Origin of the sequence: Fibrobacter sp. UBA3718 (assembly GCF_002371935.1) — a bacterium.
Classification (GTDB): domain Bacteria; phylum Fibrobacterota; class Fibrobacteria; order Fibrobacterales; family Fibrobacteraceae; genus Fibrobacter.
This window is the reverse complement of sequence record NZ_DFHR01000001.1, coordinates 1-24,731: the sequence shown is the minus strand read 5'-3', so window position 1 is coordinate 24,731 and position 24,731 is coordinate 1. Positions and strand designations below refer to the sequence as shown.

At 53.0% G+C, this 24,731-nt stretch carries 23 protein-coding genes; 17 read left to right on the top strand and 6 right to left on the bottom strand.

The window, feature by feature from the left end; translation table 11 throughout:
- The first annotated feature begins 1 nt into the window (after position 1).
- The gene (locus tag B4A77_RS00110) at positions 2-703 is read left to right on the top strand and encodes a hypothetical protein (RefSeq protein ID WP_290737223.1); all 702 of its coding nucleotides are present in this window, start codon (positions 2-4) and stop codon (positions 701-703) included.
- Here the strand turns inward: B4A77_RS00110 and tsaE are convergent.
- Both tsaE and nspC read right to left on the bottom strand, forming a co-directional pair.
- Positions 700-1,122: a tRNA (adenosine(37)-N6)-threonylcarbamoyltransferase complex ATPase subunit type 1 TsaE gene (gene tsaE, locus B4A77_RS00105; RefSeq protein ID WP_173382667.1), complete on the bottom strand. Its 423-nt coding sequence runs from the start codon at positions 1,120-1,122 to the stop codon at positions 700-702. The two genes, B4A77_RS00110 and tsaE, sit on opposite strands and share 4 nt — an antisense overlap.
- Positions 1,123-2,250 carry a carboxynorspermidine decarboxylase gene (gene nspC / locus B4A77_RS00100; protein WP_290730052.1) on the bottom strand — a complete coding sequence of 376 codons (1,128 nt, stop codon included), beginning with the start codon at positions 2,248-2,250 and terminating at the stop codon, positions 1,123-1,125. It abuts the gene before it with no gap.
- Between the two features lie 105 nt (positions 2,251-2,355).
- On the opposite strand from nspC, the gene B4A77_RS00095 reads away from it, so the two are divergent.
- The 4 genes from B4A77_RS00095 to B4A77_RS00080 are packed head-to-tail and all read left to right on the top strand — an operon-like array spanning position 2,356 to position 5,772.
- Entirely contained in the window at positions 2,356-3,117 is a 762-nt protein-coding gene (locus B4A77_RS00095) for a hypothetical protein (protein WP_173365546.1), read from the top strand.
- Positions 3,118-3,126: 9 nt separating this feature from the next.
- A complete protein-coding gene (locus B4A77_RS00090) occupies positions 3,127-4,104 on the top strand; it encodes a FecCD family ABC transporter permease (RefSeq protein ID WP_290730055.1) in 978 nt (325 codons plus the stop codon).
- The gene (locus tag B4A77_RS00085; protein WP_290737221.1) at positions 4,101-4,850 is read left to right on the top strand and encodes an ABC transporter ATP-binding protein; all 750 of its coding nucleotides are present in this window, start codon (positions 4,101-4,103) and stop codon (positions 4,848-4,850) included. The genes B4A77_RS00090 and B4A77_RS00085 overlap by 4 nt, the downstream gene beginning before the upstream one ends.
- A gap of 10 nt (positions 4,851-4,860) precedes the next feature.
- Entirely contained in the window at positions 4,861-5,772 is a 912-nt protein-coding gene (locus tag B4A77_RS00080) for a TraB/GumN family protein (protein WP_290737219.1), read from the top strand.
- Here the strand turns inward: B4A77_RS00080 and argH are convergent, their stop codons facing one another.
- Complete coding sequence (gene argH / locus B4A77_RS00075; RefSeq protein ID WP_290737217.1) at positions 5,773-7,197, bottom strand: argininosuccinate lyase; 1,425 nt, start codon at positions 7,195-7,197, stop codon at positions 5,773-5,775.
- 137 nt (positions 7,198-7,334) lie between these two features.
- On the opposite strand from argH, the gene bioA reads away from it, so the two are divergent.
- From bioA to bioD, 4 genes are read left to right on the top strand one after another with little or no spacing between them, the layout of a single operon-like run.
- Entirely contained in the window at positions 7,335-8,645 is a 1,311-nt protein-coding gene (gene bioA / locus B4A77_RS00070; RefSeq protein ID WP_290737215.1) for an adenosylmethionine--8-amino-7-oxononanoate transaminase, read from the top strand.
- Position 8,646: 1 nt separating this feature from the next.
- Positions 8,647-9,438 carry a 6-carboxyhexanoate--CoA ligase gene (locus tag B4A77_RS00065; RefSeq protein WP_290737246.1) on the top strand — a complete coding sequence of 264 codons (792 nt, stop codon included), beginning with the start codon at positions 8,647-8,649 and terminating at the stop codon, positions 9,436-9,438.
- The gene (bioF, locus tag B4A77_RS00060) at positions 9,435-10,664 is read left to right on the top strand and encodes an 8-amino-7-oxononanoate synthase (protein WP_290737213.1); all 1,230 of its coding nucleotides are present in this window, start codon (positions 9,435-9,437) and stop codon (positions 10,662-10,664) included. The genes B4A77_RS00065 and bioF overlap by 4 nt, the downstream gene beginning before the upstream one ends.
- On the top strand, positions 10,661-11,326 hold the full coding sequence (bioD, locus tag B4A77_RS00055) for a dethiobiotin synthase (RefSeq protein ID WP_290727243.1): 666 nt from the start codon (positions 10,661-10,663) through the stop codon (positions 11,324-11,326). Before bioF ends, bioD begins: the two co-directional genes overlap by 4 nt.
- Before the next feature lie 9 nt (positions 11,327-11,335).
- Here bioD and B4A77_RS00050 read toward each other — a convergent pair whose 3' ends face one another.
- The gene (locus B4A77_RS00050) at positions 11,336-12,721 is read right to left on the bottom strand and encodes an SGNH/GDSL hydrolase family protein (RefSeq protein ID WP_290737211.1); all 1,386 of its coding nucleotides are present in this window, start codon (positions 12,719-12,721) and stop codon (positions 11,336-11,338) included.
- A 25-nt stretch (positions 12,722-12,746) separates the two neighbouring features.
- The gene (locus B4A77_RS00045) at positions 12,747-14,423 is read right to left on the bottom strand and encodes a glycosyl hydrolase (protein ID WP_290727245.1); all 1,677 of its coding nucleotides are present in this window, start codon (positions 14,421-14,423) and stop codon (positions 12,747-12,749) included.
- Between the two features lie 169 nt (positions 14,424-14,592).
- Here B4A77_RS00045 and B4A77_RS00040 point away from each other — a divergent pair, with 169 nt between their 5' ends.
- Both B4A77_RS00040 and B4A77_RS00035 read left to right on the top strand, forming a co-directional pair.
- On the top strand, positions 14,593-15,441 hold the full coding sequence (locus tag B4A77_RS00040) for a TIGR02147 family protein (protein ID WP_290730078.1): 849 nt from the start codon (positions 14,593-14,595) through the stop codon (positions 15,439-15,441).
- On the top strand, positions 15,438-16,664 hold the full coding sequence (locus tag B4A77_RS00035; RefSeq protein WP_290737209.1) for a hypothetical protein: 1,227 nt from the start codon (positions 15,438-15,440) through the stop codon (positions 16,662-16,664). Before B4A77_RS00040 ends, B4A77_RS00035 begins: the two co-directional genes overlap by 4 nt.
- A 7-nt stretch (positions 16,665-16,671) precedes the next feature.
- On the opposite strand, the gene B4A77_RS00030 is transcribed toward B4A77_RS00035, so the two are convergent.
- Positions 16,672-17,553, bottom strand: a complete 882-nt coding sequence (locus B4A77_RS00030) for a LysR family transcriptional regulator (protein WP_290737207.1) — start codon at positions 17,551-17,553, stop codon at positions 16,672-16,674.
- Between the two features lie 812 nt (positions 17,554-18,365).
- Between B4A77_RS00030 and B4A77_RS00025 the strand changes: the two genes are divergently transcribed.
- The 6 genes from B4A77_RS00025 to B4A77_RS00005 all read left to right on the top strand — a co-directional run bounded on the left by B4A77_RS00025 (position 18,366) and on the right by B4A77_RS00005 (position 24,647).
- The gene (locus tag B4A77_RS00025) at positions 18,366-21,611 is read left to right on the top strand and encodes a type ISP restriction/modification enzyme (protein ID WP_290737205.1); all 3,246 of its coding nucleotides are present in this window, start codon (positions 18,366-18,368) and stop codon (positions 21,609-21,611) included.
- 193 nt (positions 21,612-21,804) lie between these two features.
- The gene (locus tag B4A77_RS00020) at positions 21,805-22,077 is read left to right on the top strand and encodes a hypothetical protein (RefSeq protein ID WP_073055544.1); all 273 of its coding nucleotides are present in this window, start codon (positions 21,805-21,807) and stop codon (positions 22,075-22,077) included.
- A complete protein-coding gene (locus tag B4A77_RS12820; RefSeq protein WP_349678358.1) occupies positions 22,061-22,339 on the top strand; it encodes a DUF4160 domain-containing protein in 279 nt (92 codons plus the stop codon). Before B4A77_RS00020 ends, B4A77_RS12820 begins: the two co-directional genes overlap by 17 nt.
- A 207-nt stretch (positions 22,340-22,546) precedes the next feature.
- The gene (locus B4A77_RS00015) at positions 22,547-23,086 is read left to right on the top strand and encodes a flavodoxin family protein (RefSeq protein ID WP_290737203.1); all 540 of its coding nucleotides are present in this window, start codon (positions 22,547-22,549) and stop codon (positions 23,084-23,086) included.
- 71 nt (positions 23,087-23,157) lie between these two features.
- Positions 23,158-24,318 carry an alpha/beta hydrolase gene (locus tag B4A77_RS00010; protein WP_414654888.1) on the top strand — a complete coding sequence of 387 codons (1,161 nt, stop codon included), beginning with the start codon at positions 23,158-23,160 and terminating at the stop codon, positions 24,316-24,318.
- Between the two features lie 173 nt (positions 24,319-24,491).
- The gene (locus B4A77_RS00005) at positions 24,492-24,647 is read left to right on the top strand and encodes a hypothetical protein (protein WP_173352310.1); all 156 of its coding nucleotides are present in this window, start codon (positions 24,492-24,494) and stop codon (positions 24,645-24,647) included.
- Positions 24,648-24,731 lie beyond the last annotated feature (84 nt).

The following is a 24,731-nucleotide window of genomic DNA, read 5'->3' as shown; positions in this document are numbered from 1 at the left end:
GATGAAAAAAATTGCTTTTTTGCTGTTCGCGTGCTCTGTCGCGTTTGCGCAGGTCGATGATGGTGGCTATGAAGAAGTCGGGAATGGGGAGGTTGCCGCTGGTGCGGATTCTTCCGTCCAGGCGTCCGCTCCGCAAGAGGAACCGATGGCGACGCCTCTGCCGCAAGAAAGCGCATCTCCTGCACCGGAACCGCCTGCGCGTGTGGAACCTATCGTCTATGACGATACCAAGGCGGTACAGCCTGCTGCTCCGAAAGAGGAATCCTGGGAGGATGCCTGGCAGAAGAGACGTCAAAATGTCAGCGTCTTTTTTGGATTCCTGCCGCTCTCCTCTTGGCTGGATATCATTATCCATGCGGCGCATAAAGACGATCGTGACCCGGATGTAATCGCCTATTCTCTCGGCTACGGTTTCGAACTGTTCTACCTTTTGGAAGTGGGGGTCATGGTCGACTATACGACCGTGGACAGTCACGCGATTATCTCGGTCATTCCGAGAATCAAGCTGAACTACCTGAACTTCAAATATTTCAGGCTCTATTCCTATGCAGGCATTGGCGGCGTGTTCTGGTATGACGGCCACGGACTGATGTTCAATGTCGGTGTTCTCGGCTTCGAATTGGGAGGCCCCATCTCCGTGTTCGGCGAATATGGGTTAGGGCAGGCCGGAATGCTGATCTGCGGTGTCAAGTACGCTTTCTAGCCGTTTTTCCTGTCGAACGTTTCGAGCTTCACCTCGCGGACATTTTCCGAGATGATTTCGATGGTTATCTTGTGCGTGATGTCGCCGGTATCGCCGTCGAGCCTTTCGGGCCATTCGATGAGCGTGATGCCTTTTGAAAGGTAGTCGTGGTCCAGGCCGACTTCGTAGAGCTCTGCGCCCGGTTCCAGACGGTAGAGGTCGAAATGGAAAAGGGGAGGCTCGTTCGGGTATTCGTGCAGGATGGTGTAGGTGGGGGAACAGACGGAACCTTCAAAACCGAGTCCCTTACAGATTCCCCGGCTCATTACCGTCTTGCCGGCCCCCAGGTTCCCGTATAGGGCGACCATGTCGCCCGGCCTGAGCGATTTGCCGAATTCCACGGCCCAGTTGTAGGTCTCTTCTTCGCTATTGAAGGTCATCTACAGCTTGTCCTTGAACTGCTCGTACGTGAACTTGTGTAGCAGGTGGAATTTGCCTTCCATGTCGAACTTGCCGATGCTCGGGTGCCTTACCCCGTTGAAGAAAGTAGTCTTCACCATGGTGTAGTGGATCATGTCCTCGAAAATAATCCTGTCGCCGACCTTTAGCGGGTTGTCGAAGGAAAAGTCCCCGAGCTGGTCGCCCGCAAGGCAGGAACATCCGGTTAACTTGTATGTAAATTTCTTCTCGCCGGGCATGCCAGAGCCCGTTACGGCGGGCCTGTAGGGCATTTCGAGGCAATCGGGCATGTGGTCGCTCACTGAAATGTTCAGTATGGCGATGTCCATTTCGTTGTGGACGATGTCCTCGACCGTTGCTACCAGTTCGCCGGTTTGCCAGCCGACCGCTTCCCCCGGTTCCAGGATGACTTCGACTCCAGGATGGCGCTGCCTGAAACTGTTGATGATGCGCACGAGGTCGTCCCTGTGGTAGTCCTTGCGTGTGATGTGGTGGCCGCCGCCAAAGTTCACCCATTTCATGCGGTCGATGTACTTGCCGAAGTGCTGCTCGAAAGCTGAGAGAACTCCTTCGAGGGCATCGGCGTCCTGCTCGCAGAGGGCATGAAAGTGAAGCCCTTCGATTCCATCCAGGAGTTCCGGTTTGAATTCAGCCTCGGTGACGCCGAGTCTCGAGAACTTGCCGCAGGGGTTGTAGATGTCGGTCTCTACGGTCGAAAATTGCGGGTTGACGCGGATGCCGGCGCTCACGCCTGCGGCAAGGGTCTTAGCCTTGAACCGCGTCCACTGGCTGAAGCTGTTGAAGCTGATGTGGTCGGCAAGCGAGAGGATCTGGTCGATTTCGTCGTCGCCATAGACTGGGGCGAAAACATGGACCTCTTTTCCCATTTCTTCGCGGGCAAGGCGCGCTTCGTTGAGGCTCGAAGCGGTGGCTCCGGGGAGGTAGCGCGCGATGAGCGGGAAGGAACGCCAAAAACTGTAGCCTTTGAGGGCGCAGATTATCTTGGCTCCGGTTCTTTTTTGGATATCGTCAAGAATTTCCATGTTCCGGACGAGCCTTTTTTCGTCCAGAACGAAGCAGGGGCTGGGGACTTGGGTGTAATCGAGCATGCCCCAAATATAAAATTGTGCCCCGTTTTTGTGTAGACTGCTTTTTTTTGCCGTTTTTTGAGTTGACCGAGCCTTTTTTTTAAGTCTTTAACTAAATTTTAGACGATGATTTTGTCTATACATAAGTGTGTTTTTGCAGCGTTTGTATCCCTTGCTTTTGCGGGGGTGTCTTTTGCACAGCAACCGGTCGACTCTGTCGTCGCATCCCGTGGCGCACAGGGGACTCTTGATGAGATGATTCAGCACAAGCTGGATTCCTTGAACTCCGCAAACCAGTCCAGTGCCCCTAAGGCTAATTCCGATAGCCTTGCGAAGGCGAAGGCTGACAGCGTGCGCAAGATGATCCAGGCGGGCAAGTATGTCCAGCGTGCCAAGTACGACAAGAGCAACTTCGACCACTGGAAGGTCGATACGCTTTTCCAGAAGAAGGTCAAGGACCAGGTCAACGGCGTTTGGCGTACTCCGATTGTGGCCCACGGCCATGCATTCCGCGATGCCGAACTCCAGTTCAACATGAACGACACGCTTACGGGTGCCACCCGCACCTATGCGTCTGCCGACCGCTACCAGAAGACGGGTGACTACGCCTACAAGGCCCGTTACCGCTTCGACAACGATTCCTCCATGGTGACCCGCGAAGTGTTCCGCGATCGTCAGGTCATCCGTTGGGACTACGTGACTTTCAAGATTTCGGGCGATACGCTTAAGCACAACCTGAAGAAGCTCGAGTTCCGCGACCTGAACGATAACTGGCTTAACGCACTCCAGGGCTTCGAGAACGTTCCTCCCGAGAACTACGTTCGCGACCAGAAGGCTTCTGACGAACTCAAGAAGCAGGATCAGGCCAAGGCTAAATCCAAAAAATAAGGGCTTTTGATGAAACGGATAGCCCTCTGTTTCGGGACGCTTTTTCTAGGCGTTCTGTTTTTTTCTGTCTGGACGCTGGTGTCTGGTCCGGTCGACGTTCCGTTCTCGAAATTAATCGATTCGCTCATGTCTCCGGATTCTTCAATGGTGTCGCGGATCCTTTGGGAGCTCCGCATCCCGAGGGTGGCTGCCGCCGTCCTTGCCGGGATGTCGCTTGCCGTGTCGGGCCTTTGCCTACAGACGGTGTTCCGCAACCCCCTGTGCGGGCCCTTTGTGCTTGGCATCAGCAGCGGTGCAAGTTTTGGCGTGGCGCTTGCGCTGCTTGCGGGAATTAGTATCGGACATTTCGGGACGCTCGGGGCTGCATCTGTCGGTGCGCTCGTCGTGACGCTAGTGATTATCGCGTTCGCATCCAGGTTCTCGCAGAGTTCGGTCTTGCTTGTGGCGGGGCTTTTGCTTGGCTACTTTATCGATGCACTGGTGAGCCTCCTGATTGCCGGGGCCGAAGGCGAAAGCCTCCAGGTGTATGTGGCATGGGGCTTCGGGAGTTTCGGGCGGCTCACGCTTGACGGCATCTGGGTGTTCGCCCTGGCGGTCGCGGTCGGACTTTTGCCGGTGGTCCTGTCCATGCGCTATCTGAATTCGGCACACCTGGGCGATGAATTTGTTCGCGGACTGGGCATCCAGGTCGGACGTTCGAGGCTTTGCGTCCTTGTCGGTTCGAGCATCCTCGCCGGCGCAGCGACGGCGTTCTGCGGGCCTGTCGCCTTTATCGGAATTGCCGTGCCGCACTTGTCTTATCTGATGTTCAGGACAACGAACCATCGGGTTCTTCTGCCGGGCTCAGCATTGTGCGGTTCGTTGCTCGCGTTGGTAGCGGGTGTGTTTCCGCAATGGATTCCTTTGAACGCAGTGTTGAGCGTTGTCGGTGTTCCTGTTATTTTGTATGTACTTGTGCGCGGGGCGCGGCAGGGGAGGTCGCTGTGAATTCGGTCGCAGAACTCTTGCGTGTCGAAGGCTTGTTTTTTGGATATCCGGGTCGGGAACCGTTCGCTTCGGCTTTCGACTTCGAATTGCATGGCGGAGAGGTTGTCGCTTTGATGGGCGAAAACGGCTGTGGCAAGAGTACGCTTTTGAAGACGTTTGCTGGCCTATTGCCCCCGCGGGGCGGGACGGTCCTGCTTTGCGGCAGGACCGTTTCGGCCGCGCGCTCGGCCGACCGCATGTCGGACCGCGAGCGTGCGCGGCTGGTGGCGCTCGTCCGCATGGGCGTCGCGCCTCCCGCCCGCATGACGGTGCGCGAGTTCGTTAGCCTTGGCCGAACGCCTTATTCGGGAATCCTCGATGGAAGAAGTGCAGAAGACGAAAAGTGCATTTTTGATGCGATGGATCTTCTTGATGTCTCGCGCTTTGCGGATCGCGCCATTGCGGAATTGAGCGACGGCGAACGCAGCCGTGTCTTCTTGGCTCAGGCGGTCGCGCGGGAGGTGCGCGTCCTGTTGTTGGATGAGCCTAATGCGTTCCTCGATATTCCGCGAAGCCATGCGCTCTTCCGTACCCTTCGGTCGTTGGCGCATGACCGCAACATGGGAATTGTTGTGTCGACGCATTCGCTCGAATATGCGGAAAGGTACAGCGACCGCATTCTCGTCATCGACGGTGGTGCGCTCCGTGCAGCCCCCGCATCCAATGCCCGTGCCGAGGGCCTTTTCGGTTGGACAGGTGAATTTTAGGAGGTTGAATATGATAAGGTTCATATTGCTTGGTCTTATATCCGTGATGTTCTTGACGGGATGTTCCGCTTCGGCTCCCGCGCGCAAGCATATCCTGTGGAAGGTCTCGGATTCCAATTCCAGTGTCTATCTTCTCGGAAGTGTGCATTTTGCGGATTCCTCGTTCTATCCGCTCGATTCCGAGATAACGGTCGCATTCGAGAATTCGGATGAGCTGGGTGTCGAACTCGACATGAGCGATACTTCCGTTGTCAAGGAAATTATGGTGCTTTCTGCGCAGCGCGGTCTGCTCCCGGATAGTGAAAGCCTTGACAAGATTTTACCTGCGGATGTGCAGAGCTCGCTCGATAGCCTCTGCATGGCGTGGTACATTCCGTTAGGGACGTTCAACCCATACAGGCCTTGGGCAGCGGCAATGACCTTGAGTTCCGTAGCCATACAGCGAAGGGGCTTCCATCCCGAATATGGAATAGACCTTTATTTTCTCATGGCTGCCCGCAAAATGGGGAAACCTATTGTTTCGCTCGAAACGGTCGAAGAACAGGTCAATGCGCTTTCGGGCGAGGGAATCCCAGATTCTCTGGGCATTTACTACATGAGGAGTACGCTGCGCGATATGCCGCTGCTCGATTCGAGTATCACGCTGATGATGCGTGCGTGGAAAACCGGCGATGTCGCGATGTTCCGCGATGCTATGGAATTGGAATCGCACCCGAAGGATGCTCAGGATTCGCTTCTGACAGAGGAACTCAACGAGCGCATCTATACTTCGCGTAACCGCAAGATGGCAAAAACGGTCGAAGGCTTGTTGGCCTCCGACCGCAAGGTCTTTATCGTCGTAGGTGCGGCGCATCTGGCAGGGAAGGACGAAAACGTCATAGAACTTCTCCGCGCCAAGGGCTTCACTGTCGAACAGAAGTAATTACTTCTTGAATTTCTTCAAGATCGCGGCGGCCTTCACGAACTGCTGCTTCACGGATTTGGGACCGGTGCCGCCTTCGATGTTACGGCGACTTACGCTGTATTCGAAGGTGAGGGTCTTCTTCATCTGCTTGACGTTCGGAACACCGGCGCTGGCCCAGGCCTCATCAGAGAGGTCCGTGAATTCGAGGCCTTGGCGGGCGGCTTCGCCGACCAGGCTACCGACCACGTGGTGGGCATCGCGGAACGGCACGCCAGATTCGACCAGCAAGTCAGCGAGGTCGGTGGCCAGCAGCGCCGGCAGCATCTTCGCGTGCATCTTGTCGAAATTGAAACGTGCGCTTTCCAAGGCCTCTTTCATGACGCGGAGAATCACCTTCACGTTATGGACGGAGTCGAATACCGGTTCCTTGTCTTCTTGCAAATCGCGGCTGTAGCTGAGCGGGGCTCCCTTCACCAGCGTGTAGAGGGCGCTGAAGTTGCCGAGCATGCGGCCGGACTTTCCGCGGATAAGTTCCATGGAGTCGGGGTTCTTCTTCTGCGGCATCATAGAAGACCCGCTAGAGAAGGCATCGTGCAGGGTGAGGTAGCCGAATTCACTGGTGCTCCAGTTCACAAAATCTTCGGCGTAGCGGCTCATGGTGTTTGCGATAATCGCTAAATCGGCTTCGAATTCGAGCATCATGTCGCGGTGGCTCACGGCGTCGATGCTGTTCGGGCTCACGCCGTTGAATCCGAGTTCCTTCGCGACGAGTGCGCGGTGGTAGGGGAATGCGGAACCGGCCATGGCGCCGCTACCGAGCGGAAGTTCGCTGTGCAGCTCGAGGAAGTTGTCGAGGCGCTTCACGTCGCGGCTCACGGCAAAGAACATGCTCATCAGGTAATGGCTGAAGTAGATGGGCTGCGCCTGCTGCAGGTGCGTGTAGCCCGGCATCATCTTGCCGAAGTACTTTTTCGCGAGGTCGAGCACCGTTTCCATCAGGCTCACTTCGAGAGCGCGGATTTCGGTGGCGCGGTGACGCATGTAGAGTTTGAAGTCCGTGCAGACCTGGTCGTTACGGCTGCGGCCCGTGTGAATCTTCTTGCCGAGTGCACCGATGCGTTCGGTGAGCACGCGTTCCACGGCCATATGGATGTCCTCGTCGGATTCCTTCCACAGGTTCTTGCCGGCCTTGTAGTCCTTGAGGATGCTCTCCAGTCCATCGCAAATCTTCTTGTAGTCGGCTTTGCTTAACACACCGGATTCCACCAGGCCCTTGCCGTGCCCGATGCTTCCTTCGATGTCTTCTTCGATGAGTTCGGCGTCAAATTGCAGGCTGAAGCTCAGGTCCACCATGCTTTGCGCCATGCCGCTAGCGAAACGGCCGGTCCACATGTTGGTCTGGGTGCCTTTTTTCGAAGTGTTTTTTCCGTTGGTCTTTGCCATGATTAATGTCCTTTTGTTTTTCATGCGCAAATATAGAATTTTATTGTTTCTCGTATGTCGCCGCTGGTTTATAGCCTTGATATGCAGGAACCCCGAAGATTAAGAAAGTGTCTCTTTTTTCTATATTTTTACGTGAAATGAAACAATTATTAGATTTTGACAGCGAGCATTTGTGGCACCCGTATGCAGCGCTGAAAAATACTCCCGCAAGATTTCTTGCCAAGACAGCTCACGGAACAACGATAGAAACGGCAGACGGCTTGAAACTGATTGATGCCGTGTCTAGCTGGTGGTGCATGGCGCACGGGCACAATGCACCTGAAATTGTCGAGGCGATTCAAAAACAAAGTGAAAAGATGTGCCATGTGATGTTCGGCGGTTTTACGCACGAGCCCGCAATTGAGCTTGGCGAAAAGCTGGTGAATTTTTTGCCCGAAGGACTCGACAAGATTTTCTTTGCGGATTCGGGAAGCATTTCTGTGGAATGTGCCGCCAAGATGGCAGTGCAGTATCAGTATTCCCTCGGACATTCGGAGCGCTGCAAGTTGGTCGCCTTGAAGGGCGGCTACCACGGCGATACCGCTGGGGCGATGGCGCTTTCTGACCCGGACGGCATGCATACGCTTTTCCGCGGAATCATGCCGCACCATTACTTTGCGGAACGTCCGAACTGCCGCTATGATGAGGCGTGGAATCCGACGGATTTCGCTTCGATGGAACGCGTCGTCGAAGAACATAAGGATGAAATTGCTGCCGTAATTTGTGAGCCCGTATTCCAGGGCGGAAACGGCATGTGGCTTTACAATGCGGGTTACCTGAAATCGCTCCGCGAACTTTGCGACCGTTACGGAATCTTGTTGATTCTAGACGAAATTGCCGCTGGTTTTTACCGCACGGGACCGCGCTTTGCAATGATGCATGCGGGGATAACGCCGGACATCATGTGTATTGGCAAGGCGCTTACGGGCGGATGCATTACGATGGCGGCCTGTGTCGCGTCCGAGAAGGTCGCCGAAACGATTACGAACAGCAAGATTCCGGCATTTATGCACGGCCCGACTTACATGGCGAACCCGCTCGCTTGTGCTGCAGGAATTGCTTCGTTAACGTTGTTCGAAAACCGTGATTATGCGGGGGAGGTTGCTCGAATCGAAGCTCGCCTCCGCGCCAATCTGGAACCGCTCCGTGCGCTTGAAAATGCGGCCGACGTGCGTGTTCTCGGCGCTATCGGAGTCTTGGAACTGAAGGCGAAACCTTCCGCAGACGACATTCTGTGCGTGATTCGCGAAACCGGCGTGTGGCTCAGGCCTTTCTGCAATTACGTGTATACGATGCCTCCGTTCATTACGACCGATCCTGAAATCGACCGCATCTGCGAAGCCATCAAGATGATTGGCGAATGTGAACCCGCGCCTATCGTAGAAGGCGAAGACGAATTTCATGAGTGATATGGATTATTACAGCTTGAAAATGCGTGCCTCGCAGCAAGTGGGCGAGGGCGAACAGAAACGTGAGCAGCACATATCCGGTGCCGAGCGCATCGTGAACCGGGATTCTGTTGAGGCTGTGTGTGCGGCGATGGTGCGCCGGGCCATGACGCATTCCAAGGGCGACCCGGATTTCATCAACGTGAAAATCGAGAAGATTCACGAAAGCGATATCCAGATTTTGAAGGCCTTGCCGGTGACGCGTGTAGACGTGGAAACATGGCAGGAAGGGTTGGAGAAGGCGTTTGGATTCATAAATAAAACTGTAAGTGATGGATTGCTTCGCGAAGCTCGCAATGACGAATACGGAGTCCTCATCAAAGATTTTGCCCAAAAACTTCCTGAACTTTTGCGCGAGACCTTCCCGATGCGCGGCGCGATGCTGTACGATATCGCGACGTGCGAACGCCTGGAACCTGACCACGAACGCGGTGTGCGTGCGACTTATATGGATGCGCTGCATTCGAGCGAAGTGGACAGTTGCAAGAATCACTTTAACGAAGCCATCGTGCTTGCGACCAAGGTGGCAAACGCCCCGGGGATGGTTGCGGAATTTTGCGTGAGCGACGACCCGAACTACGTGACGGGCTATGTGGCGAGCAAGGAACTCGGCTACGTACGCATCATGAAGATGAAGGAAATGGGCGACGAAAACGGAGGCCGCATTTTCTTGTTCGATTCGCGCAAGGCATCTGCCGAAGAGTGTATCGAGTACTTGCAGAAGAAGAAAATTTTGGTGGATGTCGGGGCATGAGTCGCATTCTTGACATTTTTACGAAAGACGCTTTGGAAACGGCTCGGGCGAATAACACTTACCGCACCATGCGCTTGATGGAAACGCCGGAATCGTCGTGCGTGAAGATTCGCATGCCCGATGGCGATTCGCAGGAACAGATTCTGCTGGCTTCCAATTCATACCTGGACTTGGCGAACGTCGACGAACTCAAGCAGGCGATGGCCCAGGCGGTTTTGGAGTGGGGAACAGGAAGCGGCGGCGCTCGCCTTACGACAGGCAACAAGTCTCCGCATCAGGAATTAGAGGAATTTATCGCAAAATTCAAGGGTGAAGAATCTGCCATCACGTTCAATACGGGTTACATGGCGAATGTCGGCACGATTTCGGCTTTGTGCGGCAAGAACGACTTTATTTTTAGCGATGAACTGAACCACGCGAGCATTATTGACGGCATCCGCCTTTCGCGAGCCAAGTGCTTTGTCTATAAGCATAACGACATGGCAGATTTGGAACGCGTGATTTCGACAGCCAAAGCAGAATTCAGCACACGTGAAAAGCCTGCAGAACAAGATGCGCGGACCTTTCGTGGGCTTATCGTGACCGATGCTGTTTTCAGCATGGATGGCGACCTTGCGAACTTGCCGGAACTTCTTCGGATTGCGCACGAAAGCGAATGCCTCCTGATGATTGACGAGGCGCATGCCACGGGCGTGCTCGGCAAGACCGGGCGAGGCCTTGCCGAACACTACGGCTGTGCTCATGCCGACGTAACCGTCGGCACATTGAGCAAAGCCGTTGCCGCCGAGGGCGGCTTCGTGGCTGGCAAGCAGCAACTGATTGATTTTCTCCGCAACAAGGCACGCAGTTTTATCTTTACGACCGCGATGGCTCCTGCCGTTGCCGCCGCAGCCCGCAACAACTTGCGCTACATCGATGCGCATCCTGAACGCGTGCAGAACCTGCGCGATAATGTGAAATTCTTCTGCGACGCCCTGCTGCATGAGGGCGTGAACGTTGAACAGTCACCTTCGGCAATTGTTCCGATTGTTATCGGCGACGAAGCCCGCGCACTTAAAATATCCGCAGCGCTTCAAGATGCGGGAATACTTATCCCCGCAATTCGTTACCCCACTGTTGCCAAGGGGCAAGCCCGCCTACGCGCAAGCCTGATGGCCACGCACACGCACGAACAGCTCCAAGCCGCCGCAACAGTAATTGCGCAAGCAGTAAAGGAGTGTGTATGAGTAAAGGATATTTCGTCACAGCCACCGGAACGGATGTCGGCAAGACCTTTATCACCGCCCTTCTCGTTAAAAAGTGGCGCGATTTCGGCATCGATGCGGGCTACTACAAGGCCGCCCTCAGCGGCGCAGAACTCCGCGACGGCAAATGGGTCGCCGGTGACGCCGACTATGTGAAAAACATTGCAAATCTTCCCGATACGCAAGAACAGCTCGTGAGCTACATCTATAAAGAAGCCGTCTCGCCACATCTCGCCGCCCGCAAAGAAGGCAACCCCGTAGAACTTTCGAAAGTCCAGGCTGATTTTGAAGCGGCTTGCGCTCGCCATGAATTCATTTTTGCCGAAGGCAGCGGGGGAATCATTTGCCCCATCCGCTACGATGATCAGAAAATTTTCCTCGTCGATATCATGAAGACGCTGGGCCTTCCGCTGCTTGTCGTAACGACGGCGGCCCTCGGCTCCATTAACGCTTGCGTGCTCACCGTAGAATACGCCCGTAGCCGCGGCCTTGATGTTCGCGGACTCATCGTGAACCGCTATGGTTGTAGCGGCAACCTGGAAATGGAAGACGACAACATCCGCATGATGCAGGATTTGACAGGTCTCGAAATCCTTGCAAAAGTGAAAGACGGCGACACCGATTTAGGTGTGCAGCCGTTTTAGTCTGGTGGTTTATTTTACGATAACGTTCGCTTCGAATCGGATCCCGTTGCCGCGAATGATTGCAACGTATCGTCCTGCAGAAAGGTTGTCAAATCTTACTGCTCCATAAGATGTTTTGCTTTGGGCAAGAACTTGACCTAATGGCGAAATCAAGATAATGTCAACGGAATGGCCGATTGTATTGATGATGATGCTTTTGCCCTCCGAATAAATGTGGGGGAGGGAAAGGCTTCTTTTTTGCGAAGCAAGGCTGTTTGAGGAATCGCCAGAAACAATTCCAGAAGAATCCTGTTTGGAACTGTCTGCTTTCGTCGTGTCGCCCGCGGCGTACAGCGGGGCGAGCGCTTCGGCCCACAGGTGGTGCATCGCCTGCCCGCCCTTCTTGTCGCCGTTCGGGTGAACGCCGTCGCTCGCGAGCTGTTCCGGATGTTCTTTGAAGTAGGCGAAAAAGTCGGGACCCTTCGGGAGGTTGTTTTCTTCGGTCAGCTTGTCGACAGCCTCGAGGAATGCGGGGTTCACCTGCCAGCCCGCCTTGGAAGAATCTGTCGCGATGATGCGGGCGATAATCGGGGTGATTCCGTGCGCCTTCGCCGAATCGATAATCGTCTGCATGTTCTTTTTGTATGTGGCGAGGTTCCAGTCACCACCACCCCAGGCATCGTTCGTGCCCATCTCGATGGCCCAGAACTTCACGTTGCCTGCGTACTCCAGGTATTCGCCCAAGTGCTCGACGACCTCGGAACTGTTGATGCAGCCGATGCCTCCGCGGAGCATGGCGGGCGTGTATTCCGGGAACTTCGCGTGAATGATTTGCGCCGTCGTGGAGTCGGTATCCTGCTGCTTGATTCCCATCTGGCTGATGCTTGTGCCCATGAAGAACCACGTGTCGGTACCACCCGCGCTCATGTCGAATGCCTCGATTTCGAGAATCTGGCCCACGTCGCCTTCACTCACGAACTTGAACCACGACTTTCCCGCAAATTCGATGTCGACGCCGCGCGCCATTACGGGATTGTTCTTGACGCTTGCCGCCTCGACCCAGTCGCCGTCTTTGCCGTCGGTGGAATTCGCGGAGGTCAAAATCTTGAAATTCGAAAGCGCGACGCCGCTATGCCCGCAGCCGCTCGTAAAGTCGGTAGCCCAGGCGCAATCGCCGAACGATTCCCAGTTGATTCGCAGTTTCGTGGGACCTTCGCCCACGTTCAGCGCGATTTCCTTGGCGTTACTGCTCTTCCAGTTCGTCAGGTAACCGTCTGTTAAATAATCGGTCGTTGCCGCCCCCGTATGTGCCGGCAAACCGCCAGAAACCAACTTGTTCGGGACTATGGCGTTTGCCAAACCAACCCAGAAAAACACAGTAGAGGCGACAACGACTTTTTTGTTCATGTATCCCATACACACATCCATTTTTTTTGTCCAGTTATTTCTTGAGGTAAAGCGTATTCACGACGTGGCCCTGCACCTGCTTGCGGATGACGTAGCGGCCCTGCGGAAGCCCCTGCGTAGTGAGTCCCACGTAGTGGCCGTTCATGTCGAAAATTCCGATGGTGGTTGCCGTCCCGAGCAGGCGCGGTGCGGTCGCGATGCGGGTCGTGCCGGAGTCGGGAGGCGTTACTGTCGTATCGGGAGTGACGTCCGCCGTGTAGTTGTCCCAGCCGGGCATGTCCTCGAGAGAAAGGACTCGTTCGTCGTCCATGTTGCTCTTCCACACGGCGTCCTTCGTCTGGCCGGGCCAGGTTCCGCTCCAGGTGCTATACCACGGCATCCACCAGCTCCATACCGCTTCGTCGGTATGCATGTTGTTCACGTCGGGGATAGGCCCGTTTTCGCTGAGTGCGAGAATCTTCGTGCCGTTCGATGCGCTCTTGAACTTGTCGAAGGCGCTTGCGTTGCTGGAATGGTCGTTTGCGCTGTTGTAGATGTCGATGGAGAGCACGTCGTAATATTCGCTGCCCGGATTCCAGGAGGTGACGGTACTCCCTTCGGGGTTGAACACCCAGATCATGTTCTTCACGCCCTTGACTTTCACCATGCGGTCATAGACAAGGCGATAGAGGGCGGCGAACTGGTCGCCCGAATTGATGCTCCACCAGAACCATTTGCCGCCCGCTTCGTGCAGGGGGCGGAAAATGCCCGCCACGCCTTCTTTCTGCAGTTCGAGGAAGTAGTCGGCGATGTGGTCGATGTCGGCGATGATTCCCTTGTAGGCTGCACTTTCGGTGTTCCATTCGGTAGTGCCGGCCTTGAATCCGGTCGCGAAATCGAAGGTCGTGTATCCCTGGCCGTTGTCTGCGCCCTGGATATAGAACGCGTCATCCTTGTCCAGCGGGTCTTTCCAGTGCCAGGTGAATGCGGGAATGCCGCCAGCCTTCCAGAGGCCCTTTGCAATGGATATCGCCTTGTTGGTGTATTCCATATTCCAGCTTTGCGATGCACTCGGACCTGTTGCGAAAAGGAAGTCGAGGCCGACAAGTACCGGGTACTTGCCCGTGCGCGTGTAGATGTACTTCACGTCGTCGTGGGTCTTGAAGTCGGCGCCCAGGGTGTATCCGCTCATGTCGCCGGTCATGATGCCGCTAATCGTTTTTTTGCCGAAGTTCTCGCGCAAGAAACTGTAGAGCTTCACGGCGCTTTCGGTCGCATTCGGGGTGACCGGGGTCGCGGAGAGCTTGAAGGGGGAGGATTCGTAGGGTTCCACGTCGATATAGTCCACGCTAATCCAGCCCCAGTACTTTTCGAGTGAGATGGTGTTCGTGCCCGCCTTGAGCGTGACGACGGTCGAGACGTCGGACCAGTTGGAGGTGCCCTCGAAGTCGACGGTACCCGAGGTGGCGCCGTTGACCACGATGTAGTTCGCCTTGAAATCGCCCGCCTTGTAGCGGATGGTCACCTGGTACTTGCCCGCCTTTTCTGCGGTGACGCCCGCGAAGGTGATGTTGCCTTCCTGCATGTCGGCGTAACCCGTGCCCGAGACGCCCGAGGCGTTGACATTTTTGGCACCTCCGGAGAGCGTTGCCGATTCCGCCTCGTACTTGGTGGCAAATGCCGCCGTCGAGACGCACAGACCGAGAATTGCGAATTTAAGGCCGATATTCATTAGAACTCCTTGGTTATACTGAATATACCTTGTTTTGCGGGTTGCCGCCAGCAAAATGTCCACGGGTGTGGACAAAAAAGTCAACATTGTTGTGAAAAAATTTACAAATTGACCCGAAAAAATTGGAAATTTAATAGCGAGAAACTATATTTATACCGGCAGGCCCGCCATGTTTTCGAAAAACAAGATCAACATATACGACTATTCCGACTACCGCAAGTTTTTGCAGGAGTTCTACGAACTGGAAAAGTCGCTGGACCCGACGTTCAGCTACCGCGTGTTCGCCACTGCGGTCAATATGGATGCGAGCCTCCTGGTAAAGATTTTGCAGGGCAAGCGCCACGTTTCGCCCAAGTGCATCGAGACTTTCGTGCAGTTCTTCCGGTTCAAGGAAGCCAAGGCGGAGTATTTCCGCGAGATGGTCGCCTACGGGAAGGCGAAAACTGACGAACAGGTGCGCAAGCATTTCGAGACGCTGCAGAAGATGCGCCCTGCCGCCTGCCGCGAGCTGGACGAAGCCCGCTACCGCTATTTTCAGCAGTGGTTCTACCCGATGATACGCTCGGCCCTCGACGTGTTCGACTACCGTGGCCCGCAGGATGCCGCAAAGCTTGGCGAGAGCAGCGTCCCGAAACTCACCGCCACGCAGGTACAGACCGCAGTGGACGCGCTGTTGCAGCTCGGGCTCGCGCATACCCGCAAGGACGGCCGCGTGGTGCCTACCGAGGCCCACCTCAAGACGAAGGAACACTGGCTGAGCGCCTGCATCAGCGACTACCAGGCGAGCATTGCGGAACTTGCCCGCAAGTCCATCGCCGATACCCCCAAGGAAAAGCGCGATATCAGCACGCTCACGATGGCGCTCGACTCGAAACAGATTGAAAAAATCCGCGAAATCCTCGCCGAGACGCGAAAATCCATCGTAAATGTGGTTAATGCGATGCCTTCGCAAATTTGCGACAGCGTTTATCAGTTAAATTTCCAGTTGTTCCCGATGATGAAAAAGGAAGAACGATGAGATTATCCCAGGAGTTTAGGAACAGGACACTTTTTTGCATCGCATTCGGCCTTGCGCTGGTTGCGTTCTCGGGCTGTTCCGACAGCGGGTCCGAGACTGCGGGAGCCACGAGCGAGACGACGAACGGGATTGCCGTCATTGCGTTTGACGGGGCGCACAAGCCTATACCGCAGGCACGCGTTACGCTGTACCAGCGTTCTGGTGCCGTCCCCGTGGAAAGCCCGTCCGAAGATATAACGCAATTCCTCCCGTCCCATGTTTCAGCGCTGGAAACTGCCACTGCGGATGATTCCGGAATGGTGCAGTTCGAGACTCGACTGGACGAGTGCCAGAATGCAAGGTGCTATGTCGAAGGAATTGCCGGCGAGGACTCCTCGCTCATGGTGTGGACAAGGCTCAAGGCTGCGGATTCTACGATGAATGAAATCGAGCTTCTGCCGTCCGTTTCGCTAACAGTGCGTTTTGGTGCCGCCGCTTCTGATTCTGCGGTTTCGGATGTCTCCTTGATGCTCGATGCAACTCCCTATTGGGCCAGGAACGAAGGTGGCGAGTTTGTATTCTCGCACGTCCCGTCGGGAAAATATACCGTTCTTATGTGGAACGAGCCCGTTGCTGACGTTTCGCTTGATGCCGGGACATCCGTTGATACGCTCATGCACATTTGGGATTTGACCCGCGAATTCGTCTTTGAGGATTTTGACGATGGCGACAGCCTGAACAACCTCGCGAAGACTTACAAGAACTACGGCTGGTACTATATCGCCTCGGGTACGGCAACCTGGATTAAGCCCGATTCTGTAGGCGGGTTCGGCGGAGCCATCGTGGACGGTGCCCGCGGGAAACATCTTTCGCTGCAGTTCGACCTGGGCGATTCCGGCTACGTGCTTCTCGGTACGCATCTCGGACTCGACACGGGCTATTATGACCTGAGCGCTCTCACCGCCATCCGCATGAAGGTGCGCGGGGATTGCGACTTCAGTTTCGCATTGGAGCATTACAAGGATCTTGGCGACAACAACTTCCAGAAATCGCTCTGGCACGCGACCGCCGACACCACCTGGAAGGAAATCGTGTTCAGGCCCGGCAGGGAAAAACTCAATGCATCCGTCTACCAGGTGGAGTGGAAAAATATCGCCCACGAAATCGGGTTCGTGAGCATCTTTGCCAGTAGCGGAAGCTATCTGGAAATTGACGAAATCGTCTTTGAAGGCGTAGAATTCTAGCTTCTGCCTATTCCTCCAGCACGTGCCGGAGCGTGTCGAGGAAAAGTTCGCCCGCCCGCGTGAACTGCTGGCCCCGCCGCCAAATGATGTACATGTTGGTGGTGAGTTCGGGCATGAGAGGCCTGAAGCACAAACGCGAAGTGCGGCTCGTATCCACCAGGCCGTCGAAAGTGAGCAGGTAGCCCGTGCCCTCTTTGGCAAGCACCGAACCGTTGTACGAAAGATCCAGCCCCACAATCACGTTCAGTCTCGAAATATCGTCGCCGAACCATTTCGGCAAATCCGCCACCATCGCCTGGCGCGACGCCAACAGCGGCTTGTCGAGCAAGTCCTTCGGCTCGATGAAATCCCGCCTGGCCAAAGGGTCGTCGCGACGCATCACCACGCCCCAACGGTCCACCGAACGCACCGCAAGGCAGTTGTACTTTTCCAAATCAACGTTGTCTACAACCACCGCAAAATCAAAAATGCCCTTGTCCAGCTTTTCCAGGGCGCGCTCGCTGTCGCCCGAATATAAGTTGTACTTAATCTTCGGATAGTCGTCCTGGAGAATCCCGATGCACTTCGAAAGAAAATTCACGTTCCGCGATTCCGCGCAGGCAATGGCGATTTCACCCACCACCTCGTCTTCCTTCAGCGACTTGAAATCCTGCACCGTCCTGTCCGCCATCGAAAGGATATCCTCCGCACGCTCCCGCAAGAGTTCCCCCGCAGGCGTCAGCCGAATCGCGTAGTTCGTGCGCTCGAAAAGCTTCTCGCCCAGCTCCTCCTCCAACTCCTTGAGCTGGCGACTCACCGTCGGCTGCGTCACGCAAAGATTATCCGCCGCGCGCGAGACATTCCCCAACCGCGCCGCTTCCAGAAAATACCGCAAAACTCGAAGTTCCATACCCGAAAACTAATAAAATTCAAGCCCCGCGGGTATGAATTTGCAAAAATAATGCCCGAAAGGAATAACTGATTGATTTGATGGGGGAGGGGGATGTCTCCCCCTGCTTGCAGCCTTGCCCTAGTGTCATCCTGAGCGGAGCCCGTAGGGCGAAGTCGAAGGATCTAGACCGAACTAGGGCAAGTCTTCCAGCACCCCACCACCTAAAGGTGGCCATGTACACTAAGGCCTAAAGGCCAAGTGTCCAAGGGTCGCCTAAGGGGCTCCGCCCCCTAAAACCCCCGGCTTACCCCGCCCACCCCAATGCCATGCCCCAGTCATCCTGGAGCCGCAATGCGGCGATAGGATCCACTCTGCATCTCCTTTCCATACGTCATCCCCGCGTCTTTTCTCGTCATCCTCGCGTAGGCGAGGATCTTCCTCTCGCATATTTATATATATTTCCCACAGACATAGCCCGTGACTTTTCAAGGTCCCTGAGCCTGCCGAAGGGCCGGCCCAACCTTGATAGAAGCCATGGGCGACCGGAAATTTTGAGATTCGTCTCTTATTCGATGCTGGAAAATCACCACTTCTAAAAGCAATACAGAATAGGACGAACGCTCACGCCCGCATTGGGCGTGGGTCGTTTGTGTTTATGTATTGCAGGGTTGTGGTGACCCGTCCAGCATATAAGCCTACGACTCCACGCCTTTTTTGTTTATGGAAATGTGTGGAATGTCATTCTGGAGCGAAGCCGTTAGGCGTAGCGATAGAATCCATTGCTTAATCATGGCTTGGAATGGAACGGCTCTCGCAACACTGGAGCCACCATGGCCGATTTGGACAAGAGCAAGATTCAAGCCGTCGCACAGTACATCGACGAGGTTTCCAAGCAGTTTTCTACGGGCAAGGCGACAGAGCACAGCTACCGCCCTGCACTCGCGAAACTCCTTGGCGACTTGCTTCCCAAATTCACCATCACTAACGAACCGAGCCGCATCCAGTGCGGAGCTCCGGACTACATTATCGCGAAAGGGAAAGGCGCAACATCGATTCCTGTTGCCTTCGTAGAGGCTAAAGACATTGGCGACAGTGACCTGGATGGCAACCGTCAGCACAAGGAACAGTTCAACCGTTACAAGAACTCCCTAGACCATATCCTTTTCACGGATTACCTTGATTTCCATTCTTATGAAAACGGTGAATTTGTTAACAGCATCCGTATTGCAGAAATTCGAGGAAATAAGATTGCGCTGGTAGATGCCAATGTCTCGATGTTTCTTGAAATGGTGGCGCATCTCGCGGAATCAATGCCGCAGAAAATTACGAGTTCTACGAAATTAGCGCAGATGATGGCCGCCAAGGCGCGCCTCCTTGCCGAAGTGATTGAAAAGACTCTCGAAACCGATAGCGAAAAAACGGGCGAACTGGCGGGACAATGGAAGTCTTTCCAGAAGGTGTTGATCCACGATTTGACGGAACGGCAATTTGCCGATATTTATGCGCAGACAATCTGCTACGGAATGTTTGCGGCAAGGCTCCATGACGATACTCCCGACACATTCAGTCGAGAAGAAGCTGCCACGCTCATTCCCAAGACGAATCCGTTCTTGCGCAAGGTTTTCCAGAATGTCGCCGCATTCGATGTTGACACAAGCATCGCATGGATTGTTGATGACCTGGCAGAAACATTCCGGGTGACGGACATGCCGAAGGTCATGAAGAATTTTGGAAAGGCTACGGGGCAGGCCGACCCGATGATTCACTTCTACGAAGATTTCCTGCGCTATTACGACCCCAAGCAGAAAAAGGCCTGTGGTGTTTATTACACGCCTGAACCTGTTGTCCACTTTATCGTCAATGCTGTTGATGAAATTCTGAAAACCCGCTTCAATTTGAGTGATGGCCTTGCCGACACGAGCAAGGTGGCGATTCGCCAAACTTCGAACCTATATACGGACAATCGCACCAAAGACCACAAGAGATACGAAACGCGGGAATACCACAAAGTTCAAATTCTCGACCCTGCGACCGGAACGGGAACATTCCTTGCCGAAGTGGTCCGCAAGATATATTCCGGTATGGAAAACCAGAAAGGCGCTTGGCAAAACTATGTGGAAGAACATCTGCTCCCGCGCCTAAACGGTTTTGAATTCATGATGGCTCCATACGCCGTTGCCCACCTTAAATTGGACATGGTGTTAGCACAGACGGGCTACAAGGCAAGGCAGGACAAACGACTCCGCATATTCCTTACCAATTCCCTTGAAGAATGTGATCACGACACGGGAACATTGTTTGCGCAGTGGCTAGCGCAAGAAGCGAATGAGGCTAATCTTGTCAAGCGCGATACGCCCGTAATGGTGATGATTGGCAATCCGCCGTATAGCGTAAGCAGTAGCAATAAAAGCGCTTGGATTCAAGAGTTGTCAGAAACCTACAAGAAGAATCTAAACGAGAAAAATATCCAGCCACTTTCGGATGATTACATCAAATTCATTCGATTAGGTCATTATTATGTAGAAAAGAATGGCGAAGGAATTCTCGCATATATTTCAAACAACAGTTTTATAGATGGAATCATCCATCGGCAAATGCGAAAAGCATTGATGGAAACATTTGACGAAATCTACATTCTAGATTTGCATGGAAATACAAGAAAAAAAGAAACCGCTCTTGATGGTGGCAAAGACGAAAATGTTTTTGACATCATGCAAGGTGTAAGCATCAACATCTTTGTTAAGAAAAAACAAAGTGTCATCCTGAGCGAAACCCGTAAGGGCGAAGTCGAAGGATCTCTAGCCAGAGTATACCATTACGAGCTCTTTGGCAAACGTTTTGAAAAATACGATTTTTTAGCCAAGACATCATTCAGCGATATTCCTTGGAATGAACTCATTCCGCAAGCACCACAGTATTTCTTTGTCCCTAAAGATTTTTCTGTTCAGATTGAATACGAGAAGGGATTTAAAATTGATGAATTGATGGGCGAATATATTAGCGGAGTCCAAACCGGTCGTGACAATTTATATGTTGATTATAGCAAAGAGAATCTTTCTAATAGAATGTTAAAACTCTTTTCTTTAGATAAAGATGACACATTTATTGAAACATATAAAGTTAAAGACTCTAGTGGATATAATTTAATCAGTCGAATTTCAAATAGTCAATATAGATCGAATAAAATAATTGATTTTTGTTATCGGCCATTAGATAATCGCAAAATTTATTATGATGAAAACTTAATAAAAAGAGCATTTTATAAAATCCAATCCAATTTATTAAGAGAGAACATCTGTTTCTTATGTTGCAAGCAACTGAGTTCTAGTGAATACAATCATATTTTCACATCAAATAAAGTTTCTGATTTAAATTCAGTATCTTTGCAAACGAAGGAACAGTCTTATGTTTTCCCGCTCTACCTTTACCCAACAGAAGGTGAAGAAAAACTCGGCGAGTCCCGCAAGCCCAATCTAGATGAAACTATTTGGCGTAAGATCGACGCATGCCTAGATTCTTCGACTCCGTTCCCTTCGGCAAGCTCAGGGAACTACGATCAGAATGACAATTCGCATATTACAACTCCTGAACAAATCTTTGATTACATCTACGGTGTTCTCCATACACCGTCATATCGTGAAAAATACAAGGAATTCCTGAAAATTGATTTCCCGCGTATTCCTTATCCCGAAAACAAGGAAGATTTCGAACGCATCGTTTCCATCGGCAATAAACTCCGCAAATTGCACCTGATGGAAGAAATTCCACCGCAGGCCACCTCCTTCGACATCGAAGGCGACAATGCCGTGACAGATATTAAGTATGAAAAGGAGATTCCCGGTCAAGCCGGGAATGACAACTGCGGCAAGGTCTACATCAACAAGACGCAGTATTTCGGCAATGTTCCTGAACTAGCCTGGAATTTCTACATCGGCGGTTACCAACCCGCCCAAAAGTGGCTTAAGGACCGCAAAAACCGCTCCCTTACCTACGATGACATTTCGCATTACCGCAAAATCATCGCCATCCTTATCGAGACTCACAATTTGATGCAGGAACTTGATAAAAAAGCGTAATTACTTTTTTTCCAACCCTCTTGACAACCGCCGTCTTGCAATTTATATTTAGTGCACAAGTGTGTAGAAAGTTGCTCTTCGCACACGGTGTAAAACAATCAAAGCCCCGCCTTTTTAAGCATGTAGGCGGGAGGAGTGAAAGATGAATACTAGCCAAACAAGGCCTGAAAATGTTATATTGCCGTTAAGCAATATGATGTACCCCTTCATGACACTTGACGATAACGCGGAAATTGTCCATTCCGAAATGGGCAAGGATGGCCGCGTTAAGGTGTACATCGAAAAGCCCGACGCAAAGGACGGCTTCCATCGGGCGACATGCTATTTACCCTCCTATACATGGGAAGATATATTCGGTTTTTCAGATGAGGAAATCAATCGCTATAAGAAGGTGATTGAATCTACGGCTCATTTGATAATGGAATTTTCTCAGAAAGGTGGGTTCAGCAATGCCGCAAATCTTTAAGATAGGATCTTTCTGGGTTTATTTCTGGTCCAACGAAGGTGTTCCTCTGGAACCGGTACATGTTCATGTATCGGAAGGTGTACCTGCCGCCAATGCCACTAAAATCTGGATAACTCGGGCTAGAAAATGTCTCTTGGCAAATAACAATTCGCGTATTAATCCGCATATCTTGCAAAATATTCTTCGGATTGTTGAAGCTCGTCATGAGGATGTTGTTGCAAAATGGATTGCTCATTTCAACGAAATATCGTATTTCTGCTAAGAAAAATTAAAAGGATATGAATCGGAAGTAATCTCAGTATGTAAGGATTTCTTACTAACTAAAAAATGTAAATCCGAATGCCCCGCCTTTTTATGCCGCTTAAATCTATGCCTTACAAGCATATCTAGTTATGAAAACAAAGTATTTGCAATATCTGAAAAATGAAGGTATATTTGAACATGTAAAGACTTCAACCGAGAGGAACCTATGAAAAAAGTATTGGTCTTGTCCAGCAGCTTGCGCAAGGGAAGCAACTCCGAAACCCTGGCGCAGGAGTTCGCGAAGGGTGCCGCCGAGGCGGGCAACAAGGTGGAATTCGAGTCGCTGCGCGGCAAGAAGATTGCTTTCTGCATGGGTTGCCTCGCTTGCCAGAAGAAGGGCAAGTGCGTCATCAAGGACGATGCGAACGCCATCACCAAGAAGATGGAATCGGCCGACGTCATCGTGTTCGCGACACCGATTTACTATTACGAGATGAGCGGCCAGCTCAAGACCATGCTCGACCGCGCGAATTCCCTCTATTCCAGCGATTACAAGTTCCGCGAGATTTACCTGCTCACATCTGCTGCCGACACCGACGCGAAGGCCATGAACATCGCGAAGCGCGGCATTGGCGGGTGGATTGCCTGCTTCGACGGCGTGAAGCTCAAGGGCGCTCTCTGCGCCACGGGTGCCGAAAGCGCAGGCGACGTCAAGAAGAATTCCGCGCTCCTGAAAAAGGCGTTCGCCATGGGAAAGAAAATTTAACAGCAAGGAGATAAATCATGAAATCCAAATTCTTAAAAGCGGCGCTTGCCGTGGCTTCCGCATGCACCCTGATGGCATGCTCCCCCGAAAAAGCCCCTTCGACTGGTTCAACAGGCTCACCAACCTTATCAGGGACCTTGTCGACAACAAAGTCCGCAACAGAAGCAGCACAACAGACAAAGGAAGAAAATATGAACAAGCTTACGCTCACCGCCGAATGGGACAAGGTTTTCCCCAAGAGCGACAAGGTCGAACATTCCAAGGTCACTTTCAAGAACCATTTTGGCATTGAACTCGCCGCCGACATGTTCGTGCCCAAGGACACGAGCCTCAAGGTGAACGGCAAGTTCCCGGCGATTGCAGTCTCAGGCCCGTTCGGTGCCGTCAAGGAACAGTCCAGCGGCCTTTACGCCCAGCAGATGGCGGAACGCGGATTCCTGACCATCGCATTCGACCCGAGCTTCACCGGCGAATCGGGCGGCGAGCCGCGCTACATGAACAGCCCGGACATCAACACCGAAGACTTCATGGCGTCCGTGGACTTCCTCTCGACCCGCGACAACGTTGACCCGGAACGAATCGGCATCATCGGCATTTGCGGCTGGGGCGGCATGGCGATTAACGCCGCCGGCATCGACACCCGCGTAAAGGCGACGGTTGCCTCGACCATGTACGACATGAGCCGCGTGACCGCAAACGGCTACTTCGATTCCGCAAACAACGCCGATGCCCGTAACGAAGCCCGCAAGGCTCTGATGGCCCAGCGCACCAAGGACTTCAAGAACGGTACGTACGACCTGGCCGGCGGTGTCATTGACCCGCTCCCGGACGACGCTCCTTACTTTGTCAAGGATTACTACGCTTACTACAAGACTCCGCGCGGCTATCACAAGCGCTCCCTCAACAGCAACAAGGGCTGGGCCGCCTCTGCAGGCACCTCGCTCATGAACACCAAGCTCCTCGCATACGCCGACGAAATCCGTAACCCGGTGCTCATCATCCACGGCGAAAAGGCCCATAGCCGCTACTTCGGCGAAGGCGCATTCGAAAAGATGACCGGCAAGAAGGCAAACGTCCCCGCAAAACTTGACGCCACCAAGAACTGGAGCAAGACCGTCGGTAACAAGGAACTCCTCGTTATCCCCGGAGCCTCCCACGTGGACCTCTACGACAACCTGGAAAAAATCCCCTTCGAAAAGCTGAACGAATTCTTCAAGGCGAACCTGAAGTAAACAAAAACCATCAAACTGCGGCGATTATCGCAGCTGTCCAAGGTCACAAATGTGACCTTGGTTGCTTTTTGTCATTTTTTGCCATTTTTAAATGCTATTTTAGGGATATGTGCGTAAATGCCATATTGACAATTAGACATTCAAAACCTATTTTTTAGCGGAGGAATAAACCTATGGCAGTGGCAATAAGATCCATACCGACGCTTCAAGGGGAAGACGCTGAACGCTTTCTCAAGGAAGCCGAATACGCCGAAAAGAACGAGCGTAAACAGGATTTTGGTGATAAAATCCTGCTCGTTAGAAATTTCCTCCGCGAACAAGGTTTCTAGACATGACCCTTGCCGAATTTTTGAACCGATGCTCGTTTGCTCGGCTTTCTTCGGAATTGCTGCAAAGTTGCAACCCCTTCAAAT

Bases quoted from the DNA above. Each gene is read 5' to 3' on its own strand.
- B4A77_RS00110 (WP_290737223.1), top strand. From the start codon at position 2: ATGAAAAAAATTGCTTTTTTGCTGTTCGCGTGCTCTGTCGCGTTTGCG.
- tsaE (WP_173382667.1), bottom strand. From the start codon at position 1,122: ATGACCTTCAATAGCGAAGAAGAGACCTACAACTGGGCCGTGGAATTC.
- nspC (WP_290730052.1), bottom strand. From the start codon at position 2,250: ATGCTCGATTACACCCAAGTCCCCAGCCCCTGCTTCGTTCTGGACGAA.
- B4A77_RS00095 (WP_173365546.1), top strand. From the start codon at position 2,356: ATGATTTTGTCTATACATAAGTGTGTTTTTGCAGCGTTTGTATCCCTT.
- B4A77_RS00090 (WP_290730055.1), top strand. From the start codon at position 3,127: ATGAAACGGATAGCCCTCTGTTTCGGGACGCTTTTTCTAGGCGTTCTG.
- B4A77_RS00080 (WP_290737219.1), top strand. From the start codon at position 4,861: ATGATAAGGTTCATATTGCTTGGTCTTATATCCGTGATGTTCTTGACG.
- argH (WP_290737217.1), bottom strand. From the start codon at position 7,197: ATGGCAAAGACCAACGGAAAAAACACTTCGAAAAAAGGCACCCAGACC.
- bioA (WP_290737215.1), top strand. From the start codon at position 7,335: ATGAAACAATTATTAGATTTTGACAGCGAGCATTTGTGGCACCCGTAT.
- B4A77_RS00065 (WP_290737246.1), top strand. From the start codon at position 8,647: ATGGATTATTACAGCTTGAAAATGCGTGCCTCGCAGCAAGTGGGCGAG.
- bioF (WP_290737213.1), top strand. From the start codon at position 9,435: ATGAGTCGCATTCTTGACATTTTTACGAAAGACGCTTTGGAAACGGCT.
- bioD (WP_290727243.1), top strand. From the start codon at position 10,661: ATGAGTAAAGGATATTTCGTCACAGCCACCGGAACGGATGTCGGCAAG.
- B4A77_RS00050 (WP_290737211.1), bottom strand. From the start codon at position 12,721: ATGGGATACATGAACAAAAAAGTCGTTGTCGCCTCTACTGTGTTTTTC.
- B4A77_RS00045 (WP_290727245.1), bottom strand. From the start codon at position 14,423: ATGAATATCGGCCTTAAATTCGCAATTCTCGGTCTGTGCGTCTCGACG.
- B4A77_RS00040 (WP_290730078.1), top strand. From the start codon at position 14,593: ATGTTTTCGAAAAACAAGATCAACATATACGACTATTCCGACTACCGC.
- B4A77_RS00035 (WP_290737209.1), top strand. From the start codon at position 15,438: ATGAGATTATCCCAGGAGTTTAGGAACAGGACACTTTTTTGCATCGCA.
- B4A77_RS00030 (WP_290737207.1), bottom strand. From the start codon at position 17,553: ATGGAACTTCGAGTTTTGCGGTATTTTCTGGAAGCGGCGCGGTTGGGG.
- B4A77_RS00025 (WP_290737205.1), top strand. From the start codon at position 18,366: ATGGCCGATTTGGACAAGAGCAAGATTCAAGCCGTCGCACAGTACATC.
- B4A77_RS00020 (WP_073055544.1), top strand. From the start codon at position 21,805: ATGATGTACCCCTTCATGACACTTGACGATAACGCGGAAATTGTCCAT.
- B4A77_RS12820 (WP_349678358.1), top strand. From the start codon at position 22,061: ATGCCGCAAATCTTTAAGATAGGATCTTTCTGGGTTTATTTCTGGTCC.
- B4A77_RS00015 (WP_290737203.1), top strand. From the start codon at position 22,547: ATGAAAAAAGTATTGGTCTTGTCCAGCAGCTTGCGCAAGGGAAGCAAC.
- B4A77_RS00010 (WP_414654888.1), top strand. From the start codon at position 23,158: ATGGCATGCTCCCCCGAAAAAGCCCCTTCGACTGGTTCAACAGGCTCA.
- B4A77_RS00005 (WP_173352310.1), top strand. From the start codon at position 24,492: ATGGCAGTGGCAATAAGATCCATACCGACGCTTCAAGGGGAAGACGCT.